Source organism: Paraburkholderia sp. ZP32-5 (genome assembly GCF_021390495.1).
Taxonomy (GTDB): domain Bacteria; phylum Pseudomonadota; class Gammaproteobacteria; order Burkholderiales; family Burkholderiaceae; genus Paraburkholderia.
Map to the genome: position 1 here is coordinate 1,092,526 of NZ_JAJEJP010000002.1, position 26,043 is coordinate 1,118,568.

Sequence of the window (26,043 nt, forward strand, 5' to 3'; positions counted from 1 at the left end):
ACGGATAATTGCCAGCGCAGATTGCGTATTGCACGAGAGGCAAACAATTAGCCGCGCCAGGGATAACCAGTGGTTAAAGAACGGCTATTGGCTTTCGTCCGTTGCATTCGCGCAACGTGTATTTCAAAAGCGCTGCGGCAAGGTTCGCGCAAGCTCGATACATTGCCTGGTGTGATCGGGTATTCCCCGGATAGTAATTGAGCGGCGGTCCTTTTCTCGCGGTTCCCCGTTCACATTCTTTTCAGTTCACATTTGACCGCGCTTCGTGATATCGGCAATCCGAAACCAATGCGGAAAAGCCGAGGTTTTATTGAGCGATTCATTCCATCGGCGATACCAGCAACGACACCGGCACGCCATGACAATCGACTTCCGCGATCATCGTCGCGCCGAGTTCGCTGCCGGATTTCGCGTGCGCGTCGAACGGGCTCGTTTCCCTGTCGATCCGCAGAATGTTGAGCGGCCACGACGGCCGCGACAGCCGCTCGTGCGCGAACGCACCGACCCAGAGCGGCGCGGCGGTCATGCCGTCGTCCACCGCATAGCCGCTCGGCCAGAAACGCAGCACGTAGCGCTCGTCGCGCGTCTCGCCGGGCCGCATGAACACCAGCGACGACGGCACGCCGTTGTTCAGCTTCGGCAGCACCGGCAGCGACACTGCCGATACATCAGGCGATGCGAGCGACAGCAGGCTGTGCGCGGACACGTCGGTGCCTTCGACCCAGCCTTGCGAGCGCAACTGCTCGCGAATCGAAGCCGGCGCCGAAACCCATTGCAGCGTCAGCGGTTCCTTGTGATCGCCGCCCATGTCGGAGCGGAAGCACGGCACGCGCCGCCATCCGGACTGCTTCCATGCGGCCTGTGTCAGCAGCACAGGCGGCGGTGTGGTGTCCGGCGGCGCGGGCGGCGCGACGCCGAGCTGCACGCCGACGCTGACCAGCATCACCGCGAGCACGACGAGCGGCATGAACCAGCGGCGCGGCGGCGCCTGCGGATGTCGCCACAGCGCGCTCAGCGCGACGATCGCGACCCAGCCGTAGGCAAGCGCCGCGCCGCCGATCGCGTCGGACACCCAGTAGCGGCCGAAGTAGACGCCCGCCAGCGCGACCACGATCACGACGATGATGCTCGCGCCGCCGACTAGCACGCCTTCGAGCTTGCCGACCCGGCGCCCGAGCAGGAACGCGAGAAAGCCGTACACGATGACGGTCGCCGCGACGTGATTGCTCGGAAACACATAGTGGCCGGTCATCAGTTCGTTGGGCGGCGCGCGGTGCATCGCGAGTTGCAGGGCGAGGATCAGCAGTTGCGAGAACGCGACCGCCGCGAGCCAGTAGGTGATCGTGCGCCAGCGCCGCTCCCACACCATCCACAGCACGACGGTGACGATCAGCGCGATCAGCGTGAGGCCGCTGCCGAGCGTCGCGAGATGGGCGAGCACGGCGTCGCCCCATGGCGTGCGCACCGATTGCAGGAAGTGATAGACCGACAGGTCGACGGTGGTCAGCGGATCGCCGCTGACGACGTCCCCGAGCACGCCGAAGAAGAGTGCTCCAGCCAGCAGCACGACCAGCGACGCGACGAGGATATGGGTCGCGTCCGGCGTGTCGGGGTCGAGCAGCTTACGCGCGACGCGGCCGAGCGGCCCCGGATGGCGGCAGGCCCAGTCGCCCAGATGGCGGCCCGCCGCGCTCGACCACGCATTCGCATGCGACACCAGAAAGGCCGCGCCGCGAAAGCTCAGCCACACGATGCAGACGAGCATCGCGAGGATCACGACGAGCCGGAACGACACCGCGCCGGCGAGCAGCACCGACGCGCCGAACACGACGCCCGGCAGGATGTGCGCGGGCGCCCAGATCAGCGCCGACAGCACGTTGATCGCATAGAAGCGCAGCGGCGGCATTCCCATCATGCCCGCGACGACCGGCACGATCGCCCGCAACGGGCCGATAAAGCGCGCGAGCACGACGCTCTTCGCGCCATGCTTGATAAAGAAACGCCGGCCCGCCTCGAGCACTTCGGGATGCGTGCGAAGCGGCCATAGATGGACGATGCGCTCCTTGTAGCGCTCGCCGAGCCAGAAGCTCATGCCGTCGCCGGCGACCGCGCCGAGGAGCGCCCACACGAAGACCCAGCCGAGGCTCAGCGCGCCGGTGCCGGTCAGCGCGCCGGCGAGGAACATCGCGGTACTGCCGGGGATGAAGGTGCCGATGACCGCAATGGCTTCGAGAAACGCGGCGAGAAAGACGATCGCGAGCATCCACGTCGAGTGGCCGGCGAGCAGATGCAAAAGGTGGATGTAGGTGTGCTCCATCGTGCGCGAACGGCGGTGCTGGCGTGGTGAGGTGATGGTGTGCGGGTGTAGCGATCGATCATAGCGCGCGCGGGGGTGGTTCGGTGGGCGGTGGGAGAGGCGAGGGAGGGGGAGAGGCGGCGGCCTTCGCGGTGGCCCGCGGCGCTGCAAGCGGCGAGCGATCGGCTCAGAATAGCGAGTAGCGTCGGCGATGCACACCGACGTCGAAGCAGTGCCGGGCAGGGTATAGATCGATCGAGCTGGGGGAAGTCATGCGGAGAGTAATAGGTGGCATCGCGGGCGGCATCGCGCGGTCTGCGCTGATTGCGGTGGTGTTGACGGTGGGGTCTATCGGTGGCGTCGACGCGCAGCAGTTGGGCACGTCTCAAGGCGCGGGCGGCGCGCAGTCAGGCACAGGCGGCGCGGCCACGACGCAAGGCGCGGGCACGGGGACTAGCGGCTCCAGTGCGTTGCCAGGCGTGGGCACGTCGGCGGGCGCGAAGTATGGCATTGGCCCGGCCGGATCGGTCGGCTCGGGGCCCGCGCTGAACAACATGCGAGCCAATGGCACGGCTCTCTATATGCCGGCCGATCCGCGCGCGCCGAATGTAAGCGGCAGGGCGGCGCCGCCTCGCTAGCGCACCGCACCCATCGCGCGCAGCATGCGCGGCACCCGCCGGCACCGCAATGCCGCGGATAGAATGCAGGTCCGATCCGACAACAGGGGAAGGTCAATGGCGCACGGCGAGCACAAGTATCACGTATCGGTGCAATGGACGGGCAACCGTGGCAGCGGCACTTCGGGGTATCGCGAATACGGGCGCGATCACGTGATTTCTTCGGGCAGCAAGCCCGATATTCCGGGCTCGTCGGACCCGGCGTTTCTCGGCGATGCGCAGCGCTGGAATCCCGAAGACCTGCTGGTCGCGTCGGCGAGCGCATGCCACAAGCTCTGGTATCTGCACCTGTGTTCCGATGCAGGCATCGTCGTGCTCGATTATCGCGACGACGCCGAAGGCACGATGCTCGACAGCTCGCAGCCGGGCCGTTTTTCGGAGATCGTGCTGCGGCCGCGCGTCGTGATCCGCGCGGGCGGCGATGTCGAACTGGCCGAGCATCTGCATCACGTCGCACACGAAAAGTGCTACATCGCGAACTCGGTCAACTTTCCGATTCTCTGCGAGCCGCTGATCGAGACGGACGCTCGCTGACGCGGGCTTGCGGGCCCGAAGCCGGGGCCTGACACGGCATCATCGATGCCTTCGCCACAGGTGATCCGGACACCGGCGCAATGCCGTATGGAGATGCTCGCCGGCCGGCGCTCAACGCTTGCCGTCGAGCAGATCGCCGAGCATCTCGTCGAACGCAGCCTGCGCATCTTCGAGTTCCTGCAGCGCGGCGTCGAAAGTCTGCAGCGCAAACTGCGACGGTTGGCCGCTGCCCGCGGGCGGGAACTGCGATTGCAGGGATGCAAACGCTGTTTGCACGCGCCGCGTCGCGATCAATACGCGTTCCATCGCGGCGGTTTCTTCGGCTCGCGCCTTGTCGTGGTCCATGAAAACTCCTGGGTCGTGTGGTTTTGTCGGAGTGGCTCGCGCCGCGTCAAGGGAGGACTATGCCATGTCCGCGCGCGGCTCAGGAGAGCGGCAGGCCACCAAACGGCTTCACTTCGCGCAACGACAACGCCGATTCCACCGATGTCACGCCGGGCAGCCCGCGCAGCACGTCGCGCATGAAGGCGCCGTAGTCGTCGAGATCGCGCGCGACGATCTGCAGAATGTAGTCGGCGCTGCCCGACACGTTGTGACACGACAGGATGCGCGGCATCGCCTGCACCTCGCGTTCGAAGCGGTTCGCGACCACGCGGTCGTGCACAGCGAAGCGCACCAGCACGAACGACACCACGCCGAGGCCGAGCGCGGCGCGCGACAGCACCGCGCGGTACTGGTCGATATAGCCGTCGTTTTCGAGGCGCTTCAGACGCCGCGCGCATGGCGTCTCGCTGAGGCCGACGGTTTCGGCGAGCTTAGCGTTCGACATGCGGCCATCGTTTTGCAGCGCCGCGAGGATCGCGCGGTCGGTCTTGTCGAGGTCTTCGGAGGGCATGGTCGGAAGGTGACATTGACGTGAGTGGAAGGCACTTCTGAATGACGAAATGTTAGCGCATTCCTCCATGAATGGCGCCAGGCGGTCAGTAATTCGCCAATAAACCCTACCTCATCTGAAGCAAGATGGAGCCTTCAAGAACAAGGAGGCTGCGATGATTTCCGCTCACCTGCTGGCCGTCTACGTGGCGGCGCTGATTGTCGTTTATGCGGTGCCTGGGCCAGACATGGCGCTGATTTTGCAAACCAGCATTTCGCGCGGAGTGCGCAGCGGCTTTGCGGCGGCCGCCGGGCTTGGCCTGTCGCGCGCGACGCACGTGACGCTGTCGGCGTGCGGCATGGCTGCATTGCTGCGCAACGCACCGTGGCTGTACGACGCGGTGCGCTACGTCGGCGCGGTGTATCTCGCGTGGGTCGGGATTCAGATCTTTCGCTCGCCGGGTTTTGCGCTGCCGGCTAACGCGCGCGATGAGCGTGAGACGGTGTCCGCGAGCAGCGCGAACGCCGCGAGCGGCGAGGCGGCCGGCGCGGTGCGTCCGTTGCGGGCCGCGTTCGTCAAAGGTTTGCTGACGAATCTGCTCAACCCGAAGGCGCTGCTGTTCTGCTCGGTGCTGCTGCCGCAATTCGTGCGGCCCGAAGCGGGGCCGGTCGCGTTGCAGATGATCGAACTCGGTGTGGTGCTGCTGGTGATCGGCGCCTGTTTCGACCTGATGTATACGGTTGGCGCCGCGCGCATCGCTAACTGGATGCGCGCTCATCCGCTCGCGCAGACTTTGCAGCGATGGACGTTTTCGGCAGCGCTGATTGGGTTCGCGGTGCGGCTTTCGCTGGATTGAGGTGGGAATGGAGTTGGGCTGAGCTGCGGCCTCGGTGCAGGTCGCGGCGCAGGCCTCCGGTCGCGATGCAAGCTGCAGCGTAGACCTCCCGGTCGTAGCACAAGCCGCAGCGCAGACTTCCCGGTCCTGGCGCAAGTCGCAGCGCGCGCAGACCTCAATCTTGGCACGGACTGCACCGCAGGCTCCAGTCTTGGCGCAAGCCGCAGCCCAGGAGCCAGCAGGCTACAGTCAACCTTGACCAAGCCCGGAGTGACCGCCCCCGCTACTCACTTTTTCAGCTTGCGTTCGCGCCGAGGCCGGTCCTCGATAATTTTCTTGCGATGCTTGTCTTTCATCTTCTTCCAGCTTTTGCATTCGTCGCGTGTGCGTGTGCAGCCGATGCAAAAGCCGGTTTTGTCGTCGAACTTGCAGATATCGATGCAGGGTGACTCGATGCTCATGACCGATAGCCGTCGCGGTTGAAGTAGCGCGAATGTCGCACGCGCCGCGCGCGCGGCGCCAAGTGATTGTGTTAATAAAGCCGATAGCGCGGCCGGCACCCATGCCGGTTGCAACTCGAACAGGTCGCCGTGCCCACGCGCGGCGACACGATCACTTTCCTTTCCATCGATGAAAACCTTCCTGCTGTACGTCGCGACCGCCGTTGCCGAAATTCTGGGCTGCTACCTGCCGTGGCGCTGGCTGAAGGAGGACGGCTCCGCGTGGCTGCTATTGCCCGGTGCACTCAGCCTCGCACTGTTCGCATGGCTGCTGACGTTGCACGGCAGCGCCGCGGGCCGCGTTTATGCGGCGTACGGCGGCGTGTATGTCGCGGTGGCGATTGCGTGGCTGTGGGGCGTGGACAAGGTACGGCCCACGCTATGGGACGCCGCGGGCGTTGCACTGACACTGGCCGGCATGGCAGTGATCGCGTTCCAGCCGCGCGTTCATCTATAACGGCAAGCTGGTGCGCCATGTAATCGATGCTCGGCAACCCGTGGTACGAGCTGCCGAAGGTCAATCCCAGCGCTCCGGCTCGCGCACGCCAGTCCGAAGGCTGCGGTTACTGCATGCCGCCCAGGTAATCGAGCTTGCCGAGTTCCACGCCGTTATGACGCAGGATGCCGTATGCAGTCGTGATGTGGAAATAGAAGTTCGGCAACACGAAACCGAACAGATATGACAGGCCGGTGAATTCGAGCGGACCCGAGCGCATTTTCAACGTGATCGTGTGGCTTTCCGAGCCGTCGATCTGTGCGGCGTTGAATTCCTTCAGATAATCGATCGTCTTTTGAAGACGGGACTGCAATTCATCGAAAGTCTGCTCGACGTCTTCGAACTTCGGCGGTTCGACGCCAGCCAGCCGCGCTGCGCAACCCTTTGCGGTATCGCTCACGATATAAATCTGGCGCACAAGCGGCAGCATGTCCGGCGCGAGCCGGGCATTCGTGAATACGGACGGCTCGATCTGCTTCGCTGCGGCATGCGCTTCGGCTTTGCCCAGAATGGCCTGCAGGTTCGTAAGGCCGCGAATCAGCACGGGCAGTGACGCTTGATACATCGAAATTGACATGAGTTCCTCTGATTTCTCGATCGTGCGCGCAGGCGGCGCGCGAGGCAATGGAACGGCGGGAATGCCGCTTCAGCATCATAGCGCGACGCGCTCACGTCGCGCATTAGCCATTCGGACGAGTGCCACGGGCGCCGGAACTGTGTTCGAATGCTTGGGTCGGACGGTTGACCAGATCCTATAAGCCCGCCGCGCATAGCCATGTGCGCTCACGCCATGCGCAGGTGCGGGCTCGGGGTGTGCTAGCGAGCCCATCGGCCGCGGGAATCGCGCTTCGCTGCGCATGATCGCGCGCCGCCACGCCAACAGGAGAGTCGACACCATGAGCACCAAGCACCCATTGCCAGGCAGCGAACGAACGGTCGAGCAAGGCACGAAGCTTATCGGGCAGTGCGATCCGGCGCAGCGGATCGACGTTTACGTGATGCTGCGCCGGCAGCGCCAGGCGCAGTTCGACGCGCTGATGAGCCGGATCGAGGCCGGCGACCCGAACGTGAAGCCGCTGTCGCGCGACGAGTTGGCCAAAGACTACGGCGCCGCGCCGGATGACATCGCGAAGGTCAAGGCGTTCGCCGTCGCGCATGGGCTCACGGTTGCGCGCGAAGACGCCGCGGAGCGTTCGGTGCTGCTGAGCGGCACGATCGCGCAGTTCCAGGCCGCGTTCGAGGTCAAGCTCGAGCACTACCAGCACCATACGGCCGGGCAGTTTCGCGGTCGCACCGGCACGATCAGCGTGCCGGACGATCTGCATGGCGTCGTCGAGGCCGTGCTTGGGCTCGACAACCGTCCGCAGGCACGGCCGCACTTCCGCATCCGGCCACCGTTCGCGGCGGCGCGTGCGCGGCAGGAGTCGTTCACGCCGTTGCAGCTTGCATCGCTATACGAGTTTCCGCAGAGTGACGGCGACGGCCAGTGCGTCGGCATCATCGAGCTGGGCGGCGGCTATAACACGTCCGACCTGAAAGCCTATTTCGCGAGCCTCGGCGTCGCCGCGCCGACGGTGAAGTCGATCGGCGTCGATCAGAGCGGCAACAAGCCGAGCGGCGACCCGAACGGGCCGGACGGCGAAGTCACACTCGACGTCGAGATCGTCGGCGCACTGGTGCCGCGCGCGACCATCGCCGTCTACTTCACGCAGAACAGCGACGCGGGTTTTCTCGACGCGGTCAACCGCGCGGTACACGACACGGCCAACAAGCCGTCGGTGATCTCGATCAGTTGGGGCGCGCCGGAATCGGTCTGGACCGGCCAGTCGATGCAGGCATTCAACAGCGTGCTGCAGTCGGCGGCGGCGCTCGGCGTAACGATCTGCGCGGCGTCGGGCGACAGCGGTTCGAGCGACGGTTCGGGCGGCGGCGATCAGGTCGATTTCCCGGCGTCGAGCCCGTATGTGCTCGCGTGCGGCGGCACGAGCGTGACCGCATCGGGTTCGTCGATCACGCACGAGGTCGTGTGGAACGACGGCGAGCAGGGCGGTGCGAGCGGCGGCGGCGTGAGCACCGCGTTCCCGGTGCCCGTGTGGCAGAAGAACCTGTCGGCAACGTCGACGGGAGGCGGCAGCAAGGCGTTGAGCGGGCGCGGTGTGCCGGATGTAGCCGGCGATGCATCGCCCATTACCGGCTACAGCGTGCTGATCGATGGTACGCAGACGGTGGTCGGCGGCACCAGCGCGGTCGCGCCGTTGTGGGCCGGACTGATCGCGCGGATCAACGCGGCGAAGGGGCAGCCGGCCGGCTTCGTCAATGCAAAGCTCTACAAGGCGCCGGGCGCATGCAACGACATTACGCAAGGCAACAACGGCAGCTTCGCGGCGTCGAAGGGATGGGACGCCTGCACGGGACTTGGCAGTCCCAATGGCGGGAAGGTGGCGGCCGCACTATAGTCAGCAACACACGGGACCAATGCGGGGAAGCGCGGGATACGCGCGGAAAAGGCGGGGGACCAATCCATAACAAGCAGGCAATAAGCACGGCATGCTCGCGGCACACTCGCTGGCATCGCATGTAGAGGACGTAAGAACGAGGACGCACGACACGTAAAACAAACCCTTGGAGCGATCATGACGAACACAGAGTCAGCTTCCGGCAATCAGCATTCGTCGCACGACGCGCCCGCCGCGGCCACGGCCACGGCAGGTACAGCCACCACCACGAGCGCGCCGCACAAGGCCAAGGGCGGCGACCAGCCGTTCTTCGATCCGGTCGCCTACGGCAACGGACCGGACGACTCGGTGACCGCAACCGACGAAAGCGCCGCGATCACGCACCACGCGATCACGATCGGCGGACACAAGATCAATTACACGGCGACGGCGGGTCATCTCGTGATCGTCGACCCGAGCAGTTCTCAACCCGAAGCGCGGATGTTCTACGTCGCGTTCACGCAGGACAACCAGAAGGAAGAAACGCGGCCGGTCACGTTCTTCTATAACGGCGGGCCGGGGTCGTCGTCGGTCTTCGTGCTGCTCGGGTCGTTCGCGCCGCGCCGCATCAAGACATCGATGCCGGATTTCACGCCGCCCGCGCCGTATTCGATGGAAGACAATCCGGACAGTCTGCTGGACAAAAGCGATCTGGTCTTTATCAACCCGGTCGGCACCGGCTATTCGGCGGCGATCGCGCCGAAAAAGAATCGCGACTTCTGGGGCGTCGATCAGGACGCGGACTCGATCAAGCAGTTCATCAAGCGCTTTCTGACGAAGAACAATCGCTGGAACTCGCCGAAATACTTGTTCGGTGAGTCTTACGGCACGGCGCGCAGTTGCGTGCTCGCGTACCGGTTGCATGAAGACGGCGTCGATCTGAACGGCATCACGCTGCAATCGTCGATTCTCGATTACACGCAGGCCGGCAACCCGGTCGGCGCGCTGCCCACGGCGGCCGCGGACGCGTGGTATCACAAGAAACTCGGCGTCGCGCCGCGGCCGACCGATCTCGGCGCGTTTGCCGAAGAGGTCGCGCAATTCGCGCGCACCGACTATCTGGCCGCGCTGCGGAAGTTTCCGACCACCGACGCCGCGACCGTCGAAAAGCTCAGCGAATACACCGGCATCGACAAAACGACGCTGCTCGCATGGAGCCTCGATATCGCCGGCTACGACAGCCGCGGCAATTCGCTTTTCCTGACCACGCTGCTGAAGTCGCAGGGCCTGGCGCTCGGCGAATACGATGGCCGTGTCACGGCGATCGATACCGGCATCGCCGGCAAGATCGACCCGAACTCCGGCGGCAACGACCCGACGATGACGGCCGTCACTGGCGTCTATACGACGATGTGGAACGTGTATCTGAACGAGCAACTGAAGTACACGTCGAATTCGTCGTTCACCGACCTCAACGATCAGGCTTTCAAGTATTGGGATTTCAGCCATATCGATCCGACCGGCGCGCAGAAAGGCGTCGATTCGAAGGGCAACATCATTCTCTATACGGCCGGCGACCTTGCCGCGGTGATGGCGCTCAATCCTGACCTGAAGGTACTGTCCGCGAACGGCTTCTACGATTTCGTCACGCCGTTCTATCAGACTGTGCTCGATCTTCAGCAGATGCCGCTGGTCAGCCAGCAGGTGCGGCAGAACCTGTCCGCGCGCTTCTATCCGTCGGGGCATATGGTCTATCTCGACGGTGGCTCGCGCACCGCGCTGAAAGCCGATCTTGCGCAGATGTACGAGGCGACCGTGTCGAATACCCAGGCACTCGGGCGGATTCGCGCGTTGCAGGCGCGGGTCGCAAAGTAACGACAGGGTAGCGGTCGCCGCGAGGCGACCGCGCGCGGGATATTCGGGCGAGCAGGGCAAAACTCACGCCGGCGCGGTTCGCGTCGATACGCGGCTTTTGTACTTACGCATATTGAATGTGTTTTAATTGCCCTGCGAATTGAACTACCGCGCGCCGACGCCGGCGCGCCGACGAATGAACGCAGGCATTGCAGACCGGTGTCACAGCCGTTTTCCCAGCGGCACAATCAATAGCGACGACGAGCCCGATACGCGGCTGCTCGCGCACGAAGATCGCCTCAGCCGATGTGCGTATAAAGCTCGCCGTGGCGTGCTTCTGTGCGTGGCGGTGCTGCTTGGGTTGCACATCGGCAACGTCGCCGCCCAGGACAGCGGGATGCTCGACGAACGCGTCACACAGCAATCGATTGGCCACACGATTTGCCGTCCCGGCTATGCGGACACCGTTGCGCCGCCCTTCGACGAACTGATGGAACACAAGGACCGTCTGCTCGCCGCGCGCGGCATCGGAGCGGACGACGGCGTCACGTTCGCGCTCGACCGGCGAGTGCCGATCGTGCTCGGCGGCTCGCCGGACGCGCGCGCCAATCTCGATCTCCGGCCGTGGGCAGGCCCGCAGGGTGAACGCCGCAAGGCACGCGCGACGGTCATGCTCAAGCGCTGCGTCTGCGAAGGCAAGCTGAGTCTCGCGCAAGCGCAAGCGACGATCGTCGGCAACTGGTCGGCTGTTTATTCGGGCTTCGGGCAGACCTCCTGCGACGTGAGCCCACTCGATGTCGCGACCGGCGACGACGCCGCAGTCGACAGTGACGGTGGCGACAGCCGGCACGAAAACGGGCACGGAGACGAGCACGACGGCGCACGTTGAACGCCGGGCCAGGCATGTTCAGGCGCGGTCCGTGTACTCGCACAGGCTCGGCGCGGCGAGTCCCTCAGTTCATACCCGGATCGTTGCTCGCGCAGTCATTCGCACCGGCGAAGCCCGTTGTCCGCGATCGGTAGTTCGCATTCCGCCGCCCTCACTTTTTCGGAGAAATACATGACTCAATCCCGCCTTGCCGCCATCGCGCTTACGCTCGGCTGTCTGTGCGGCAGCGCCGCCGCGCAGGCTTCCACGCCCGCACCCGCGCATTGCGCCAGCGCCGATTCGCTGGTGATCCGCGGCGACGTGCCGGCGGCGATCAGCTTCGACGTGTACCGGCAACTGCGCCCGCTCACCGCGCAACGCGTCGCGCTGTTTCAGGCTGCAGGTTCCGTCAAGCATCTGCCTGACGGTTTGCCGGTGTGCCAGATCGCCGATGACGGCGTCGACGATCCGTCCGCGGTGCTGATCCGGCTGCCGCAGGGCAAGAACGCATGGTGGGTGAACGCGGCGAACGTGCAAGCGGCGGACTGATCCGTTCTGATCCATCCGATCGGTCCGACCTTCATGCGCCTGCTCCGCGGCAGGCCACCGGCAACGCCGATGCTAGGCGGCCTAGGAGGTTCGGGCAGATTGCCGCGACGGTCAGCCAGCGCATCCAGCCCACAGGCCGGGCATGCACCGTGCTGAATGAGCCGATGTTTTGCTATGGCCGGTCTGGCCGATTCGGGTACAGTGCCTTGACGGAATCGTTGTACCGTATCCCCATGACATCGTGTCGCGGTGCTGCCGGTGTCGACAGGACTATCCTGACAACAGGACAAAACCCGCACAGGAGATTTGAATGATGGCGTTCTATCTGTCATTGCTCGCTTTGGGCGTTGCCGGAGCCGTCGCGATTCGCGAACTTGCGCTTGCTCAGGCGAAGCAGCGCGCTGCATTGCGGCCGGTGCGCATCGAAAGCGCGGATCGTCAAACGGGCCGCGACGCGCGGCGAGGGTAGCGACATGAATCTGACCGTGCGCAATATCGCCGAGTCGTGCAGCGAGCAGCAGGTGCGGGAGTTTCTGACGCGCGAACTCGGGCATTACGCGAAAAGCGTCGAGGTGGTGGACATCGGCAAACCCGGTGCCTACGCGACGGTCGAACTGGCCGCCAATGTGCCGTATGTCGGCGACGTGATCGCGCGACAGATTCAGGGCAGGCACCTTGGCGGTCAGCCGCTCGAAGCGAGCGCCGATCTGTTTAGCGACGAGCCGCCCGCCGAGCGCTAACGCACTTCGACGCCGCGCTAGCTGCTTCTTTTTCCGCAACACTTTTGCGAGGGTGACAGGCACGCGCTCGAGGCCTTCGTTGACCGCCTTTATCGATCGCCTCGCGTTCGCCGCTTTGTTCGCTTTATCTCTTGCGGCGCTCGCGCACTCCCATCACCCTCGCCATCCCGGCATTCCGCTTTCCTATTCCCCGTCCGTGTGCTCCGGCCAGTCAAACGGCGTATACGGCAACGCGCGCTTGTGACGCGTCGCTTCATAGAACCGCAGAATCACATTGCGCGCGGCTTCGTCGACCGGCTTGCCTTCGAGGAAATCGTCGATCGCGTCGTACGGAATGCCATAGGCGTCTTCGTCGGGACGCAGCGGGCGCAGCATCTCGAGGTCGGCGGTCGGCACCTTGTGGGCCAACGCGTCGGGTGCGCCCAGTGTCTTCGCGACCGCGCGCACGCGGCGTTTGCTCAGTCCGGCAAGCGGCAGCACGTCGGCGCCGCCGTCGCCGAATTTCGTGAAGAAGCCCATTACCGATTCGGCTGCGTGGTCCGTGCCGATCACGACGCCGCCGCGCGCGCCGGCTACTGCATACTGCGCGATCATGCGCTGGCGCGCCTTGATATTGCCGTGCACGAAATCCTGCTGCGCTTCGTCGTTGAATAACACGCCGCTTTTATCGAGCGACGCGAGCATTGCATCGGCAGCGGGTTTGATATCGATCGTCAGATTTTCGTCTGCACAAATGAAACCTAATGCCTGCTGTGCGTCGGCTTCGTCTCGCTGTTCGCCGTAAGGCAGACGTATTGCAATAAATCGCGCGTCGTAATTGTCCGAGCGCAGACGTTCGACCGCGAGTTGCGCGAGACGGCCTGCCGTGGTCGAATCGACGCCGCCGCTAATGCCCAGCACATAGGTTTTCAGGCCGCTGCCGCGCAGATAGTTCGCCAGAAAATCGACTCTGCGCTCGATTTCGCGATTTGCATCGAATTGCCCGGTGACGTGCATTTCCGCTGCAATGCCCGCCTGGCGGGCGGCTGGATCGGGTTGGGTCATGATTCCTCGGTTTCCTCGTGCAAACAGGTTGAAAATCGGTTCATGCGGCGATAGCTCATCGGGTTTTTTGCCGGTTCAAGTGGCGTTCTTATACGGCGTTTAAATCGGCGCTATCCGTTTTAAATCGTTTATTGGCCGCTTTCAACGCGACACACTGGCGTTGTAAATCATCAGCTTTTACGACGCATTGAAAAATCAATCGCATTTTTATCGACATGCCGCAATGTGCTGAGTAATATCGTTGTTCCAGGCACCGCGAAAAACCCGCGGGCAATCAATAATAATCATGTTTGCTCCGACACGCGATGAACCAACCGGATAGGCCTGGCCAGCCTGGATTGGATCTTCAGACTTCCGCCCCGGTGGTTCGTCGGCGCGAGATGATGGGGATAGTGCTTTCACGCATGATGCCGCGCACGCGGCGCCGCACGCATGTTTCGCCGCGCCGTGCGCCTCAACTGACGCGCGTGCCTCGCGTGACCGTGTGGGCATCGATGGTGTTCGTAACGCTCTGCGCATGGTGGTGCGCGAGTGCGTTCTCGGCACCGGGTTATCCGACGGCGTCCGCGCAAGCGGCCGCGAAGGCCTCGGTGTCGCCGGCGTACGCGGCGAATCCCGCGAGCCGGCCGCTGCCCACGCTCAACGCGCGAGCCGTCGCCGCGCCCGATGCGGCCGGCGTCGTCGATCCGCGCCGCGCGTTCGTGTTGCGCGACGTGTTTGCGCAGGACGTGAACCGCCGCCTCAAGGTGCCGGCCGCCGAGCAGCGCGCGTACGCTGACCGTCTCGAAGCCGCGCTCGACGCGCACGTGCTCGGCAATGTGTCGGGCGAATACGTCGTGCTGGTAGATCGCAATGCCAACGTGCAGGCGCTCTTCATTTATTTCCGCGCGGCGCCGGCGGACGCCTGGCAGATGATCGGCGCATCGCCGGTGTCGACCGGACGACCCGGCGAGTACGACCACTTCATCACGCCGCTCGGCGTATTCGAACATACGCCGGACAACATGGACTTTCGCTCCGAGGGCACCGAGAACGAAAACCATATTCGCGGCTACGGCCGGCGCGACATGCGCATCTTCGACCTCGGCTGGGCGCAGGGTGAGCGCGGTTGGGGCAAGGGCGGCATGTCGCAGATGCGCCTGCAGATCCATGCGACCGATCCCACGCGGCTCGAGCCGCTACTCGGCATTCGCCATTCGAAGGGCTGCGTGCGGATTCCCGCGTCGCTCAACGCGTTTCTCGACCACTACGGCATTCTCGACGCCGAATACGCGCAGCTCGTCGATTCGGGCAAATCGCTGTGGGTGCTGAAGAGCGACCGGCAGATCATGCCGTGGGCGGGGCGCTTTATCGTCGTGGTCGATTCGCAGCGCAAAGGGCGTCCGGGGTGGTCGCCCGCGCCGGGCGCCGTCGCGCGCACGAAAATGCCGGCTCATGCGGATACGGCGGACTGACACGGCGGCCTGACACACGCGAATAGGCACGAATAGGCGCGGCTAGCTGCGCATCTCACGAGCGCGCCAGCAGCACCCCCGCCAGCGCCACGGCAAAGCCGGCGATCTGCACCGGCAGCAGCGTCTCGCCGAAGCCGATATATCCCTCGAGCGCGGCGAGTGGCGGCGCGAGGAACATCAGCGCGGTCGCGCGCGCCGCGTCGCCGCGCCGGACGATCCACACCAGCAGCGTGACGCTGATGCCGGAGAGCATCACGACGCCCCACGCGAGCGATGCCCATAGCGTCGGCGACCCGATCCAGCGATGCTCGCCGAGCGCGAGCGCCAGGCCGCCCGCGACGATGGCCGCGCCGATGTTCTGCACGGCACTCGCGCTGCGAATATCGGCCCTCGCAAGCGACGTCTTCTGGAACAGCGTGCCCGCCGTGATCGCCGCCACCGCGACGATCGATATCAGCACGACCAGCCACGCGGGCGCGGTGCCGTGCGTCGGCGGTGTCGCGGCGGCGAGTTTCGGCGTGAGCACTAGCACGACGCCTGCAAGTCCTAGCGCCATCCCGCTCCAGCCGCGCCGCGACAGCCGCTCGCCGAACAGCGGTGCGGCGACCGCGGCCGTCGCGAGCGGCTGCAGCGCGCCGAGCAACGCCATCACGCCGGCGCTCAGGCCCTGCGCGACGGCCCAGTAGCCGGCGCCGAGGTAGACGCCTTGCAGCAGCGCGCCCGCGGCCAGATGCTTGCCGAGGTCGCGGCCTGTCGGCCATGCCGCGCGCGCGGTCAGCGCGGCCAGTGTGAAGATGACGGCGGTACCGCCGAAGCGGGCGAGCAGAAACAGATTGGGGTCGGCGTAAGGCGTGATCGCGCGGGCGACCACGAAGCCGGTCGACCACAACACGACGAAAACGGCGGCGATAAAGGAAGCGAGCATCGAAACGGAGAGGCGTAAAAAAGCCGCCATCTTGGCGGCAGATACGGCGGGCGTCTTGTTCGAAGCTGCAATCGGGGTTGCAATCGAGGTTGCAATCGGCGCGGCGGTTGGGGGGCGTGGCGTCGCGTTGAAAGGTCCGTGTCCGAGCCGTCGCGCCCGGTTGTCGTCTCGCGAGATCGCCGTGCCGCACACTCACCACATCAACAGCATCGCCCCCGCGCCCAATGTAGCGCCGCACACCACGCAGCCCCATAGCAGCCAGCGCGTGCGCCGGTACTCGCGCGCGAGATCCGCGAGCAACTCCGCGTTCTGCCGCGGCGTACCCGCGCGATCGTGCTGCTGCTGAAGATAGCGCACTGCCAGTTGCGGCATCCGCGGCAGCATATGCGCGAGATGCGGCAGTTCGTGCGAGATGCGCTTGAGCCAGCCGCGATGATCGAGGTCGCGTCGCGCGATATTCGCCAGGACGCGGCGCGCGATGTTCCATGTATCGACGCCCGGATGCAGCGCCCGCGCCAGCATCTCCGCCTGCTGGAACGAACGCTGCGCGCCGGCGAGCCGGCTGGGCACCCGGCCGTCGAACGGCAGCACGCCTTGCAGCAGATGATGAAACAGCGAACCCGCCGAGCGGTCTTCCGGTTGCGCGGCGAAGTGCGCTTCGGCGCGCGTGCGCAACTCGGCTTCGAGCATTTCGGCGCGGGTGTCGTGCGGCACGTGACCGGCGTCGCGATGCATGTCGGCGAGGCGTCCGTAGTCCTGGTCGAATAGCGCGGTCGCGCCATGCACGAAGAATTCGCGCTCGCCGCTCGACAGCGTCGACATGATCGAAAATTCCGCGAGCACCAGCCGCCCGAGCGTGTCCGGTTCGATGCTCACGCGCACCCGGCGCGCGTCGAGCGTCGCATGGAAGAAGCCGTGCTCGAACGCCTGCTCGGCGACCACCTCGACGATATGCGCGGCGAGCGGCGCGAGCTTGATCCGATGCGCGTGCAGGCCCGCCAGATCGCTCGCCGGCAGCGTGTTGATGCGCTGCATCGTCAGCGTGTGGTCGGTGCACAGTTCCCAGATCACGTCCGGTATCACGACGCGCCGGTCGCCGTCGAAATGGTGGCCGGTCTGGCTCAGGTTCGCGGCTTCGGCGCGCAGGTCGAAGCGGCGCAGGATGTCGTCGGTGAAGGTTTGCGCGAGTGCGCGAAGTTGCAGGCGGCGTGCGGTGCGCGACAGCTTTTCGAGCCAGCGCGCGACCCAGCGCAGCAGTGCGAGCTCGTCACCGATCTGTTGCAACTGCTGCGTGCGCACGAGTTTGATCGCGACTTCGTGGTGGCCTTTGAACGGTGTCACGAGCCGCGCGAGATGGGTTTGCTCGGCAAAGCCGCCGCGCACCGCGACGAGATCGACCGCGCTGAATAGCTCGGCAAGCGGACGTCCGAACGCGCGTGCCAACGCTTGCTCCGATTCGGCCGGCGGCAGCGGCGTTTCCATATGATCGACCGCATCGATCGCATCGTGCAGCGTGCTGCCCGCCAGTTCCGGGTGCTCGGCGAGCGTCTGCGCGAAACGGCTCGCGAGCGGCCCGAGCGCGGGCAGCACGCTGTGCAACTGCTGGCCGCCGCGCCCCGACGCATGCACGCGGCCGACCAGCTCGATCATCCAGTGCAGCTTGTGCTCGGGCGGAGCGGCAAGCCAGATCAGGCGCGCGCCATAACGCAGCGCATGGAACAACAGCAATAGACGGCGAAACAGTGGCGGCATCGGCGATTCGGTTGATGGGCAAGGCAGGGTGCGCTGAGTCTGCTGGGTGTGGACCGCGCGCGGGCCGCGGCGGCCGGCCCGGCGAGCCCAGCCCGTCAAGGTTAGCAGGTCGGCGGCCCGCCCACTACCAACCAACGACGCGTACTACAATACGCCGGCCTTCCTCAACCACGGCGAAATCCACGCGTGCCGGCTTCCGGCTTTCACAGATGCTTGCAGAACAACGTCATCAATACATCCTCGCGCAAGTCGCAAAGAACGGAGCTCTCTCGGTCGCGGAACTGGTGCGCGAACTGAACGTTTCACGCGAGACGATCCGCCGCGATCTCAATGCTCTGGCCGGCCGCGGCCTGCTCGTGACGACCCATGGCGGCGCCTTGTCGAGCGACCGGCGCGAGCCCGATCTCGATACGCGCGAAGCCGAGAACGCGAGCGCCAAGCGCGCGATCGGCGAGCGCGCGGCCGAGTTCGTGCCGGACGGCGCATCGCTGATCATCGACTCGGGCAGCACCACGCAGGCGGTCGCGCGGGCGCTGCTCGACCGGCATCGGCTGACGGTCTATACCAACGACTGGCGCATCGCGCTGCTGCTCGGCCGGCGCAACGAGAACCGCGTGACGCTGCTCGGCGGCGAGTTGTCGGAGATCGAAGACGCGACCTTCGGCCTCGACACCGTGCACCAGCTCACGCAGTACCACGCGGATTTCGCGTTTATCGGCGCGGGCGGCATTTCGCCGGACGGCTATCTGAGCGATTACAGCCGCATGGCCGCCGAGGTGCGCAGCCGGATGATCGCCGCGGCCGACATGGTGGTGATCGTCGCCGACCATTCGAAGTTCGGACGCGTGACGCCGGTGCGTATCAACGGCATCGAGTCGGCGCGTTATCTGGTCACCGAGCTGGCGCCGGAGCGCGCGCTCGGTAAGGCGATCACCGCGCACGGTCCGGAAATTCTGATCGCGTGAACGGCGGCGGACGGGGCGTAGGCGTGTGCGTCCCGTTTGCAGGTGGTTGGCGCGATTTCGCTATGAGCCGGGCGATGCTATCCGTGCTGCCGTCGGCAGCCGAACACAACCCGAACAGGCAGCCCAAACGGCCAACCCAAACGATCCGGACACCCGTCCGAAGATCATTGCAAGCGGGCGCGAAGCCCATTCCCCGTCCGCCAAAATCTCAATAAAAAAAGCCTCCCGCCAGGCAGCGGGATCCCGATCGGGCAAGCGCGATAAACGCCACAATCCGTAGTCCACCCGCCACCAGCACGGCGAGTACGGCGCGCGCGGCAGTCGACGTATTCGCCGGCATTACCGGCGTCGATCCCCGCCCCGCGAGCCGCACAATTTTCCCGACGCTGCCTGCATACATCGTCATTTTTGCCATGTACGATCCAGACGGAATCAGGCGCATCAGGCTTCGCGTTTTCGATCACGCCGCAGCGCGTACGGACGATTCGCAGTTGGCGCAATTTGGCGAATTGTGTTGTTTTTTGGAATTCGACAGAATAGTCACGGCGTTGTCATCGAAACCTGTGATTCTTGCCGGGCCCGTTCAGGTATGGCAGGCAGCGCGGGTCTTGCAGGCGCGCCTTCAGTCAGGCTGGACGAGAAGCGGCAAAGTTGTTGGCAATCTGCAATTTGCGACAGACCGGTGCGGCAACGGCAGCGGGCAACACAAAGCGGCGCGGCGCGAGCCGCCGTTCAATCACAACAGGTATGGGGTTACCCCGACCGTCTGGTTTTTTGCCTTTCGGAGAGCGAGATGAAAAAGACGAATTCTGTGCACGCTGCGGCGGGCCTTGCGCGCAAACTGCTGCCGGCGCTGGTCGCCGCCGCCGCGTTTGGCGGCGTCGCGATGCAAGCTCATGCGGCCGATGCCGTGGTGCTGTACACCGCCGACGGCCTCGAAAATCTGTACAAGGACGTGCTGCCGGCCTTCGAAAAGAAGGAAGGCGTGAAGGTCAATATCGTCACGGCGGGTAGCGGTGAAGTCGTCAATCGCGCGACCATCGAGAAAGATCAGCCGAAGGCCGACGTGCTCGTCACGCTGCCGCCGTTCATCCAGCAAGCCGACCAGAGCGGCCTGCTGCAGGCGTACCAGAGCGCCAACTACAAGAACGTGCCGGCCATCGCGAAGGCGCCGAACGGCGCATGGGCGACTTTCGTGAACAACTATTTCTCGTTCGCGATCAACCCGGAAGTCACGAAGACCCAGCCGAAGACTTTCGCCGATCTGCTGCACCCGGATTTCACCGGCAAGGTTGCCTATTCGAATCCGGCGACCGCCGGCGACGGCATGGCCGTGATCATCCTGACCTCGTCGCTGATGGGCGAAGACAAGGCGTTCGACTATCTGAAGAAGCTCGAGCAGAGCGCCAAGTTCCACACCAAGGGCACGGGCTACCTCGACGTGCTGCTGTCGCGTAACGAAATCGCGGTGGCCAACGGCGATCTGCAGATGGATCTCGATGATGCGGCCAACGGCGGGCTGTCGCTGAAGCCGGTGTTCCTCGCCGCCGAGCCGGGCGGCCAGCCGACCACGTTCCAACTGCCGTACGCGATCGGCCTGATCAAGAACGGCCCGAACCAGGCCGAGGGCAAGAAGCTGATCGACTATCTGATGTCGACGGAAGTGCAGTCGAAGGTGCCGGACATCTTCGGCATTCCGGGTCGCAGCGACGTGCCGCTCGCCGGCAAGAACGGCGCGGCGGTCAAGCAGGCGATCGCTGGCGTGAAGCTGATTCCGGTCGACTGGAACCAGGTGATGGCGAAGAAGGCCGACTGGACCGCGCGCTGGAAGAACGACGTGATCGGTTCGTCGGGCAAAGAGACCGAAGTGGTCAAGCCGAAGTAAATCGCGCAGGCAAATTCGCTGGCGGCAGGCACGGCTCGTTCCCGGATGAGCCGCGATATGCCGAAGCGGATCGATGTAACCGATTCAGGCGGCGCTTTGCCGATAGCCGGACCCGCGGTGTGGGTCCGGCATCGTGCGCGGCGCCGCGTCAGCTTTAATCCTGTTGGAGGAAGACCCCGGTGAATACGGCCAGTCTCGCTCACCCCAACGCGCCTGGCGCTTCAGCGGATGCGCTCGATGCCGCGCCTTCGGAGCTGCCCGGCGGCGTGCAGATCGATCACCTGACGGTGCGCTTCGGTACGCGCACGGTGCTCGACGATCTCTCGTTGACTATCCAGCGCGGCGAGCTGCTCACCGTGCTCGGCCGCAGCGGTTGCGGCAAGACCACGTTGCTGCGTTTCATCGCGGGCTTCATCGAGGCGGACGGTCTCGCCGGCACGCTGACCGTCGCCGGTCACGACCTCACGCACGTGCCGCCGCACAGGCGCAATCTCGGTCTGCTGTTCCAGAGCTATGCGCTGTTCCCGCATCTGTCCGTATTCGAGAACGTCGCGTTCGGTTTGCGCGCGCGCCGTATCCCCGCGCGCGACGTCGCGCGCCGCGTCGCGGATGCGCTGAAGCTGGTGCAACTCGGCGACGCCGGTCACGTGATGCCCGCGCAACTGTCGGGCGGCATGCAGCAGCGCGTGGCGCTCGCCCGCGCGCTGGTGATCGAGCCCGACGTGCTGCTGCTCGACGAACCGCTATCGGCGCTCGACGCCAATCTGCGCGCGTCGGTGCGCTCCGAACTGAAGGCGCTGCATGAGCGTCTGCCGAATCTGACGATCGTCTGCGTCACGCACGATCAGGACGACGCGCTGGTGCTGTCCGACCGCACGCTGCTGATGCGCGACGGCCGCATCGCGCAGCTCGGCACGCCGCAGCAGTTGTACGACACGCCGGCCGATGGCTTCGTCGCGCGTTATCTCGGCGCGGCCAATCTGCTGCCGCCGCAAGTCGCGTTCGGCATGGACGACGCGCGCCACAACGAGCGCGAACGGGTTGCCTGTCTGCGTCCGGAATCGCTGCGGATCGTGCCGCTCGGCGAAGGGCAGTTGCATGGCGCGATCACGTCGGTCGAATGGTATGGCGCGGTGGTGTCGGTATCGGTCGTGCTCGATGCGCTGCCGAACGAACCCGTGCTCGTGACGATGCAGCGCGGCCACGGCATGTCGCCGGAAAAAGGCGCGCGCGTTTCCCTGCGTTACGAGGCTGACGATGTCGTCCTTATCAAGCCCTGATACGTCTACGCCGCTCGGCCTGTCCGCCGAAGCCGAGGCGGCCGCCGACGCACGCCGGCTCGCGAGCGCCGCGGCACACACCGCCGCGGTGAAGCGGCGCGAACGCCGCGCGCAATGGCATCTGCTGTTCATCGCGGTGGTGGTGCTCGGCCCGCTCGTGATTTATCCGCTGGTGCGGCTCGTGCTGCTGAGCCTCTCCGACGCGCACGGCCTGAGCGTGCATGCGTACGCAACGTTTTTCGGCAATCCCGAAACGCGCGGCGTGATCGGCACGACGCTCGGCATCCTGTTTGCGAGCGCGAGCCTTGCTTCGCTGCTCGGCGTGGCGCTCGCGGCGCTGCTGTTCTTCAAGCCGTTTCCCGGCGCGCGGATGGTCACGCGTTTTCTGGAGCTGTTCGTCGCGTTCCCGTCGTTTCTCGTCGCGTTCACGCTGATCTTTCTGTACGGCTCGCAGGGTTCGGTCAGTATCGGCTTGCAGCGGCTTTTCAATCTGCAGAACCCGCCGCTCGATTTTCTGTTCGGCATCGGCGGCGTGATTCTCGCGGAAGTGGTGTTCTATACGCCGTTCGTCGTGCGGCCGACGCTCGCATCGTTCGCGCTGCTCGACCAACGGCTGATCGAAGCCGCGCGCAGCCTCGGCGCGAACGGTCTGATGGTTGCGTTCCGCGTGATCCTGCCGCTCGCGTGGCCGGGTATCGCGGCGGGCACGATCCTGTGTTTTCTGCTGACGCTGAACGAGTTCGGCATCCTGCTCGTGCTTGGCAGCGCGCATCTGATCACGCTGCCGGTGGCGATCTATAGCGCGGCGACCGTCGATCTCGATCTGCCGACCGCCGCCGCGGGCGCGGTCGTGATGCTGCTGATGTCGTTGTCGCTGTACGCGTTGTACCGGCGCGTCAATCGTCGCAAGGTCAAAGGAGCCGGTCATGGCCGTTGAACTCGATCCGACCGTGCTGCCGGTCATGCACAAGAAGGGCCGGCCGGTGCGGCACAGCCTCGCGGTGCGTCTATTGGGCAGTCTGTTTCTCGGCTTTGCCGCGCTGCTGTGCTTCTGGCTGTTCGTGCTGCCGGTGCTGGTCGTCGCGCTATCGAGCGTCGCGTCGCACTGGTCCGGCACGATCCTGCCCGACGGCTTCAGCATGCGCTGGTTTGAGCGCCTGAGTTCGAGCGACTTCGATGCGCTGACGACGAGCCTCGAAGTCGGCATGGGCGTCGCGATACTCGGCACGGCGATCGGGCTGTGGCTCGCGCTGGCGCTCGAAGGACGCGACCGGCGCGGCCTCGGCGCGGTCGTCGATACGATTGCGATGATGCCCAACGGCGTGCCGAGCGTGGTGCTCGGCCTCGCGGTGCTGATCGCGTATCACAAGCGGCCGCTCGACCTGTCGAGCTCCGCCGCGATCGTCGTGTTCGTGCAGCTCGCGCTGGTGCTGCCGTTCTGCTACCGCTGCGCAGCCGCCGCGCTGCGCCCGGAACTCACTGTGCTGCGCGAGGCGGCCGCGAGCCTCGGTGCGCCGCCGTCGATGGTGCTGCGCCGCGTCGTGCTGCCGCAGCTGGTGCCGGCGATCCGCGCGAGCCTTGCGCTCGGCTTCGCGCTGTCGCTCGGCGAGCTGGGCGCGACGCTGACCGTCTATCCGCCTGGATTCGCGACCGTGCCGATCGTCGTGGTCGGGCAGGTCGAGCGTGGTTATTACCTGCCGGCTTCCGCGTTGTCGCTGATTCTGCTACTGGTGTCGCTGGTCGCGTTGCTGCTGATCGCGGCCCGCGCGCCGCGTCGCCGGATCGACTGACGGCCGGCCCGCGGCTTCACTGATTCGACGTGCGCGCGCAAAGTGGCGCGCGAACCGCTGCACGGCGATATTCGTGTGGCAAAAATTGTCAAAGTGACCGAAAATATGCAGTCTGCTTCCGTCGATCCGATCGAGGTGGTGCGCCGGCATTCGTTGACGACGCTGGTGCGTGACGCCATCGAGCGGCATATCGTCGACGGCACGCTCGCGCCGGGCGACAAGCTCAACGAAGCCGACTGGGCGGCGCGGCTGCAGGTGTCGCGCGGACCCGTGCGCGAGGCGTTTCGCGCGCTCGAACAGGCCGGCCTCGTGCGCACCGAGAAGAACCGCGGCGTGTTCGTGCGGACGGTGTCGCTGGCGGAGGCGGATGAGATTTACGCGGTGCGCGCGGTGCTCGAAGAGGCCGCGTGCCGGATGCTGGCCGCGCGCATCGACGCCAGCAAGCTTGCGGCGCTGCGCGATTGGGTCGACACGATGCGCGCCGCGCTCGCTTCGCGCGATCACGACGCGTACGCGCGCGCGAACGTCGCGTTTCATGACTCGCTCGTCGCGGCGGCGGGCAATGTGAAGCTGTACGACACGTATCGAAGACTGGTTAGCGAGTTGAGCCTGTTCCGGCGAGTCGCGTTGGTGGTGCAGGCCGACGCGATGGAGCGCTCGCTTGCCGAGCATCGCGCGATCCTGACCGCGCTCGCGTCGCGCGACGCCGAGCAGGCCGCGGCGCTGATGCATGCGCATGTGAACGGCGGTTTGCAGCGCGCGCATGTGGCGTGCGAATCGGCACGCAAGCCGGCGCGCGACGCGGCGGAGGATACGGCGGAGGGTTCCGCCGAGGCGGATGCTGCCGCCTGCTTGCGAGGCTCGCGCGCAAGATGACGTAACGGCGAAGCTGCGGGAGCGAGCCGGCAACACAACCGCGCCGAAGACGGCCGGCACGCAAAATCGGCACGACCCAGCGGCAATGGAAAACCTGGCGATGACACATTCCGACCCACGCACGATCGAAGTCAACGGCCGCGGCTACCGGCTGCCCTCGCAACCGACGGTCGTCGTCTGCGTCGACGGCTGCGAGTTCGCTTATCTCGAAGCGGCGGTCGCGGCGGGCGTCGCACCGTTCATCGCGTCGATGCTCGAGGGCGGCGCTGCTTTCCGCGGCGACTGCGTGATTCCGTCGTTCACGAACCCGAACAACCTGTCGATCGTGACCGGCGTGCCGCCGTCGGTGCACGGCATCTGCGGCAACTACTTCTGGGATCCGGATGCGAACGGCGGCGCGGGCGCGGCGGTGATGATGAACGACCCCGCCTATCTGCGTGCCGGCACGCTGCTCGCGGCCGCTGCCGATGCGGGCGCCGCGGTCGCCGTCGTCACCGCGAAGGACAAGTTGCGCGGCCTGCTCGGCTGGCAGATGAAGGGCATCTGCTTTTCGGCGGAAAAGGCCGATAAGGTCACGCTGCAGGAAAACGGTATCGACAATGTGCTCGAACTGGTCGGGTTGCCGCTGCCTGACGTGTACAGCGCGGGGCTATCCGAATTCGTGTTCGCGGCCGGCGTGCGGCTTGCGCAGACGCGCAAGCTCGACCTGATGTACCTGTCGACCACCGATTACATCCAGCACAAATGGGCGCCCGGCACCGAAGGCGCGAACGCGTTCTACGCAATGATGGACGGCTACCTCGCGAAACTCGACGCGCTCGGCTGGGTAATCGGCCTCACCGCCGATCACGGCATGAACGCGAAGCACGATCCGCAAACCGGCGAGCCGAATGTGATCTATCTGCAGGACCTGCTCGACGATTGGCTTGGCGATTCGGCGGCGCGTGTGATTTTGCCGATTACCGATCCGTATGTCGTGCATCACGGTGCGCTCGGGTCGTTCGCGACGGTTTATCTGCCGCCGGAGATTGATGTCGCGCCGGTGATTGCGCGGATCGGGCTGCTACCGGGTATCGAAACCGTGCTCGAGCGGCGCGCCGCGTGTGCCCGTTTCGAACTGCCGGCGGATCGCATCGGCGATATTGTCGTGATCGGCACGAAGCACGTGGTGATTGGTACGCGGCGCGACGAGCATGATCTGTCCGGGCTGACCGTGCCGTTGCGCTCGCACGGCGGGGTGTCGGAGCAGGAGGTGCCGTTGCTGTTCAATCGGCGTGTTCTGGGGTTGGATGGTGATGGTGGTGAAGGCAGAAGACTGCGCAATTTCGATATCTTTGATATTGCGCTTAACCGGATGGCGGTCTCGTGAGCACTGTGCCGCAGGAGCGTCCGGCGTGCAGTACCGAAGCGCTGC

At 65.3% G+C, this 26,043-nt stretch carries 27 protein-coding genes; 18 read left to right on the plus strand and 9 right to left on the minus strand.

The annotated features are described in order from the left end of the window. Positions 1-319: 319 nt before the first annotated feature. Positions 320-2,317, minus strand: a complete 1,998-nt coding sequence (locus L0U82_RS23630) for a bifunctional DedA family/phosphatase PAP2 family protein (protein ID WP_233835041.1) — start codon at positions 2,315-2,317, stop codon at positions 320-322. Between the two features lie 251 nt (positions 2,318-2,568). Between L0U82_RS23630 and L0U82_RS23635 the strand changes: the two genes are divergently transcribed. Beyond that, the gene (locus tag L0U82_RS23635; protein ID WP_233835043.1) at positions 2,569-2,934 is read left to right on the plus strand and encodes a hypothetical protein; all 366 of its coding nucleotides are present in this window, start codon (positions 2,569-2,571) and stop codon (positions 2,932-2,934) included. Positions 2,935-3,030: 96 nt separating this feature from the next. Continuing rightward, positions 3,031-3,507: an OsmC family protein gene (locus tag L0U82_RS23640; RefSeq protein ID WP_233835045.1), complete on the plus strand. Its 477-nt coding sequence runs from the start codon at positions 3,031-3,033 to the stop codon at positions 3,505-3,507. Between the two features lie 111 nt (positions 3,508-3,618). Here the strand turns inward: L0U82_RS23640 and L0U82_RS23645 are convergent, their stop codons facing one another. Together L0U82_RS23645 and L0U82_RS23650 are read right to left on the minus strand one after the other, a co-directional pair. After that, positions 3,619-3,852, minus strand: a complete 234-nt coding sequence (locus L0U82_RS23645) for a hypothetical protein (protein ID WP_233835047.1) — start codon at positions 3,850-3,852, stop codon at positions 3,619-3,621. 79 nt (positions 3,853-3,931) lie between these two features. Beyond that, complete coding sequence (locus L0U82_RS23650) at positions 3,932-4,402, minus strand: Lrp/AsnC family transcriptional regulator (RefSeq protein WP_233835049.1); 471 nt, start codon at positions 4,400-4,402, stop codon at positions 3,932-3,934. A gap of 154 nt (positions 4,403-4,556) precedes the next feature. Here L0U82_RS23650 and L0U82_RS23655 point away from each other — a divergent pair, with 154 nt between their 5' ends. Beyond that, positions 4,557-5,237, plus strand: a complete 681-nt coding sequence (locus L0U82_RS23655) for a LysE family translocator (protein WP_233835051.1) — start codon at positions 4,557-4,559, stop codon at positions 5,235-5,237. 266 nt (positions 5,238-5,503) lie between these two features. Here L0U82_RS23655 and L0U82_RS23660 read toward each other — a convergent pair whose 3' ends face one another. Further along, positions 5,504-5,677, minus strand: coding sequence for a DUF1289 domain-containing protein (locus L0U82_RS23660; RefSeq protein ID WP_233835053.1), 174 nt, complete (start codon positions 5,675-5,677; stop codon positions 5,504-5,506). Positions 5,678-5,846: 169 nt separating this feature from the next. Between L0U82_RS23660 and L0U82_RS23665 the strand changes: the two genes are divergently transcribed. Further along, entirely contained in the window at positions 5,847-6,173 is a 327-nt protein-coding gene (locus tag L0U82_RS23665) for a YnfA family protein (RefSeq protein WP_233835055.1), read from the plus strand. Positions 6,174-6,279: 106 nt separating this feature from the next. Here the strand turns inward: L0U82_RS23665 and L0U82_RS23670 are convergent, their stop codons facing one another. After that, positions 6,280-6,789, minus strand: a complete 510-nt coding sequence (locus tag L0U82_RS23670) for a DUF1993 domain-containing protein (RefSeq protein ID WP_233835056.1) — start codon at positions 6,787-6,789, stop codon at positions 6,280-6,282. A gap of 319 nt (positions 6,790-7,108) precedes the next feature. Between L0U82_RS23670 and L0U82_RS23675 the strand changes: the two genes are divergently transcribed. The 6 genes from L0U82_RS23675 (at position 7,109) to L0U82_RS23700 (ending at position 12,658) form a co-directional block, all read left to right on the plus strand. Beyond that, positions 7,109-8,668, plus strand: a complete 1,560-nt coding sequence (locus L0U82_RS23675) for a S53 family peptidase (protein ID WP_233835058.1) — start codon at positions 7,109-7,111, stop codon at positions 8,666-8,668. 177 nt (positions 8,669-8,845) lie between these two features. Further along, positions 8,846-10,522, plus strand: coding sequence for a S10 family peptidase (locus L0U82_RS23680; protein WP_233835059.1), 1,677 nt, complete (start codon positions 8,846-8,848; stop codon positions 10,520-10,522). A gap of 175 nt (positions 10,523-10,697) precedes the next feature. After that, positions 10,698-11,390, plus strand: a complete 693-nt coding sequence (locus L0U82_RS23685; protein WP_233835061.1) for a hypothetical protein — start codon at positions 10,698-10,700, stop codon at positions 11,388-11,390. Positions 11,391-11,561: 171 nt separating this feature from the next. Continuing rightward, complete coding sequence (locus L0U82_RS23690; RefSeq protein WP_233835063.1) at positions 11,562-11,918, plus strand: hypothetical protein; 357 nt, start codon at positions 11,562-11,564, stop codon at positions 11,916-11,918. Between the two features lie 310 nt (positions 11,919-12,228). Beyond that, positions 12,229-12,387: a hypothetical protein gene (locus L0U82_RS23695; protein WP_233835065.1), complete on the plus strand. Its 159-nt coding sequence runs from the start codon at positions 12,229-12,231 to the stop codon at positions 12,385-12,387. Between the two features lie 4 nt (positions 12,388-12,391). After that, positions 12,392-12,658: an RNA-binding protein gene (locus tag L0U82_RS23700; protein WP_233835067.1), complete on the plus strand. Its 267-nt coding sequence runs from the start codon at positions 12,392-12,394 to the stop codon at positions 12,656-12,658. Positions 12,659-12,841: 183 nt separating this feature from the next. Here the strand turns inward: L0U82_RS23700 and nadE are convergent, their stop codons facing one another. Beyond that, positions 12,842-13,702, minus strand: a complete 861-nt coding sequence (nadE, locus tag L0U82_RS23705) for an ammonia-dependent NAD(+) synthetase (protein ID WP_267929675.1) — start codon at positions 13,700-13,702, stop codon at positions 12,842-12,844. A 494-nt stretch (positions 13,703-14,196) separates the two neighbouring features. On the opposite strand from nadE, the gene L0U82_RS23710 reads away from it, so the two are divergent. Next, positions 14,197-15,156: a L,D-transpeptidase gene (locus L0U82_RS23710; protein ID WP_442793693.1), complete on the plus strand. Its 960-nt coding sequence runs from the start codon at positions 14,197-14,199 to the stop codon at positions 15,154-15,156. A 55-nt stretch (positions 15,157-15,211) separates the two neighbouring features. Here the strand turns inward: L0U82_RS23710 and L0U82_RS23715 are convergent, their stop codons facing one another. Continuing rightward, entirely contained in the window at positions 15,212-16,081 is an 870-nt protein-coding gene (locus tag L0U82_RS23715; RefSeq protein ID WP_233835071.1) for a DMT family transporter, read from the minus strand. 192 nt (positions 16,082-16,273) lie between these two features. After that, positions 16,274-17,833, minus strand: a complete 1,560-nt coding sequence (locus L0U82_RS23720) for an ABC1 kinase family protein (protein ID WP_233835073.1) — start codon at positions 17,831-17,833, stop codon at positions 16,274-16,276. A gap of 209 nt (positions 17,834-18,042) precedes the next feature. On the opposite strand from L0U82_RS23720, the gene L0U82_RS23725 reads away from it, so the two are divergent. Beyond that, positions 18,043-18,798, plus strand: a complete 756-nt coding sequence (locus L0U82_RS23725; RefSeq protein WP_233835074.1) for a DeoR/GlpR family DNA-binding transcription regulator — start codon at positions 18,043-18,045, stop codon at positions 18,796-18,798. Positions 18,799-19,006: 208 nt separating this feature from the next. Here L0U82_RS23725 and L0U82_RS23730 read toward each other — a convergent pair whose 3' ends face one another. Continuing rightward, a complete protein-coding gene (locus L0U82_RS23730; RefSeq protein WP_233835076.1) occupies positions 19,007-19,213 on the minus strand; it encodes a hypothetical protein in 207 nt (68 codons plus the stop codon). Between the two features lie 378 nt (positions 19,214-19,591). On the opposite strand from L0U82_RS23730, the gene phnS reads away from it, so the two are divergent. The 6 genes from phnS to phnA all read left to right on the plus strand — a co-directional run bounded on the left by phnS (position 19,592) and on the right by phnA (position 25,998). Beyond that, positions 19,592-20,683: a 2-aminoethylphosphonate ABC transporter substrate-binding protein gene (gene phnS / locus L0U82_RS23735; RefSeq protein WP_233835078.1), complete on the plus strand. Its 1,092-nt coding sequence runs from the start codon at positions 19,592-19,594 to the stop codon at positions 20,681-20,683. A 179-nt stretch (positions 20,684-20,862) separates the two neighbouring features. Then, positions 20,863-21,963 carry a 2-aminoethylphosphonate ABC transport system ATP-binding subunit PhnT gene (gene phnT / locus L0U82_RS23740; protein WP_233835080.1) on the plus strand — a complete coding sequence of 367 codons (1,101 nt, stop codon included), beginning with the start codon at positions 20,863-20,865 and terminating at the stop codon, positions 21,961-21,963. Further along, positions 21,941-22,900 carry a 2-aminoethylphosphonate ABC transporter permease subunit gene (locus L0U82_RS23745; RefSeq protein ID WP_233835082.1) on the plus strand — a complete coding sequence of 320 codons (960 nt, stop codon included), beginning with the start codon at positions 21,941-21,943 and terminating at the stop codon, positions 22,898-22,900. The genes phnT and L0U82_RS23745 overlap by 23 nt, the downstream gene beginning before the upstream one ends. Beyond that, positions 22,890-23,753 (plus strand): 2-aminoethylphosphonate ABC transport system, membrane component PhnV, encoded by an 864-nt coding sequence (gene phnV / locus L0U82_RS23750; RefSeq protein ID WP_233835084.1) that lies wholly within the window; start codon positions 22,890-22,892, stop codon positions 23,751-23,753. Before L0U82_RS23745 ends, phnV begins: the two co-directional genes overlap by 11 nt. Positions 23,754-23,846: 93 nt before the next feature. Beyond that, positions 23,847-24,629, plus strand: coding sequence for a phosphonate utilization associated transcriptional regulator (locus tag L0U82_RS23755; RefSeq protein ID WP_233837468.1), 783 nt, complete (start codon positions 23,847-23,849; stop codon positions 24,627-24,629). Positions 24,630-24,729: 100 nt separating this feature from the next. Further along, the gene (phnA, locus tag L0U82_RS23760; protein ID WP_442793657.1) at positions 24,730-25,998 is read left to right on the plus strand and encodes a phosphonoacetate hydrolase; all 1,269 of its coding nucleotides are present in this window, start codon (positions 24,730-24,732) and stop codon (positions 25,996-25,998) included. The last annotated feature ends 45 nt before the right edge of the window (positions 25,999-26,043 follow it).

Excerpts from the sequence above, each read along its gene's own strand:
- L0U82_RS23700 (WP_233835067.1), top strand. The coding sequence starts at position 12,392 with ATGAATCTGACCGTGCGCAATATCGCCGAGTCGTGCAGCGAGCAGCAG.
- L0U82_RS23725 (WP_233835074.1), top strand. The coding sequence starts at position 18,043 with ATGCTTGCAGAACAACGTCATCAATACATCCTCGCGCAAGTCGCAAAG.
- L0U82_RS23695 (WP_233835065.1), top strand. The coding sequence starts at position 12,229 with ATGATGGCGTTCTATCTGTCATTGCTCGCTTTGGGCGTTGCCGGAGCC.
- L0U82_RS23635 (WP_233835043.1), top strand. The coding sequence starts at position 2,569 with ATGCGGAGAGTAATAGGTGGCATCGCGGGCGGCATCGCGCGGTCTGCG.
- L0U82_RS23655 (WP_233835051.1), top strand. The coding sequence starts at position 4,557 with ATGATTTCCGCTCACCTGCTGGCCGTCTACGTGGCGGCGCTGATTGTC.
- L0U82_RS23685 (WP_233835061.1), top strand. The coding sequence starts at position 10,698 with ATGAACGCAGGCATTGCAGACCGGTGTCACAGCCGTTTTCCCAGCGGC.
- L0U82_RS23645 (WP_233835047.1), bottom strand. The coding sequence starts at position 3,852 with ATGGACCACGACAAGGCGCGAGCCGAAGAAACCGCCGCGATGGAACGC.
- L0U82_RS23715 (WP_233835071.1), bottom strand. The coding sequence starts at position 16,081 with ATGCTCGCTTCCTTTATCGCCGCCGTTTTCGTCGTGTTGTGGTCGACC.
- L0U82_RS23690 (WP_233835063.1), top strand. The coding sequence starts at position 11,562 with ATGACTCAATCCCGCCTTGCCGCCATCGCGCTTACGCTCGGCTGTCTG.
- phnS (WP_233835078.1), top strand. The coding sequence starts at position 19,592 with ATGAAAAAGACGAATTCTGTGCACGCTGCGGCGGGCCTTGCGCGCAAA.
- L0U82_RS23630 (WP_233835041.1), bottom strand. The coding sequence starts at position 2,317 with ATGGAGCACACCTACATCCACCTTTTGCATCTGCTCGCCGGCCACTCG.
- L0U82_RS23670 (WP_233835056.1), bottom strand. The coding sequence starts at position 6,789 with ATGTCAATTTCGATGTATCAAGCGTCACTGCCCGTGCTGATTCGCGGC.
- L0U82_RS23660 (WP_233835053.1), bottom strand. The coding sequence starts at position 5,677 with ATGAGCATCGAGTCACCCTGCATCGATATCTGCAAGTTCGACGACAAA.
- L0U82_RS23665 (WP_233835055.1), top strand. The coding sequence starts at position 5,847 with ATGAAAACCTTCCTGCTGTACGTCGCGACCGCCGTTGCCGAAATTCTG.
- nadE (WP_267929675.1), bottom strand. The coding sequence starts at position 13,702 with ATGACCCAACCCGATCCAGCCGCCCGCCAGGCGGGCATTGCAGCGGAA.
- L0U82_RS23720 (WP_233835073.1), bottom strand. The coding sequence starts at position 17,833 with ATGCCGCCACTGTTTCGCCGTCTATTGCTGTTGTTCCATGCGCTGCGT.
- L0U82_RS23710 (WP_442793693.1), top strand. The coding sequence starts at position 14,197 with ATGGTGTTCGTAACGCTCTGCGCATGGTGGTGCGCGAGTGCGTTCTCG.
- L0U82_RS23640 (WP_233835045.1), top strand. The coding sequence starts at position 3,031 with ATGGCGCACGGCGAGCACAAGTATCACGTATCGGTGCAATGGACGGGC.
- L0U82_RS23675 (WP_233835058.1), top strand. The coding sequence starts at position 7,109 with ATGAGCACCAAGCACCCATTGCCAGGCAGCGAACGAACGGTCGAGCAA.
- phnV (WP_233835084.1), top strand. The coding sequence starts at position 22,890 with ATGGCCGTTGAACTCGATCCGACCGTGCTGCCGGTCATGCACAAGAAG.
- L0U82_RS23680 (WP_233835059.1), top strand. The coding sequence starts at position 8,846 with ATGACGAACACAGAGTCAGCTTCCGGCAATCAGCATTCGTCGCACGAC.
- L0U82_RS23745 (WP_233835082.1), top strand. The coding sequence starts at position 21,941 with ATGTCGTCCTTATCAAGCCCTGATACGTCTACGCCGCTCGGCCTGTCC.
- phnA (WP_442793657.1), top strand. The coding sequence starts at position 24,730 with ATGACACATTCCGACCCACGCACGATCGAAGTCAACGGCCGCGGCTAC.
- L0U82_RS23730 (WP_233835076.1), bottom strand. The coding sequence starts at position 19,213 with ATGGCAAAAATGACGATGTATGCAGGCAGCGTCGGGAAAATTGTGCGG.
- L0U82_RS23650 (WP_233835049.1), bottom strand. The coding sequence starts at position 4,402 with ATGCCCTCCGAAGACCTCGACAAGACCGACCGCGCGATCCTCGCGGCG.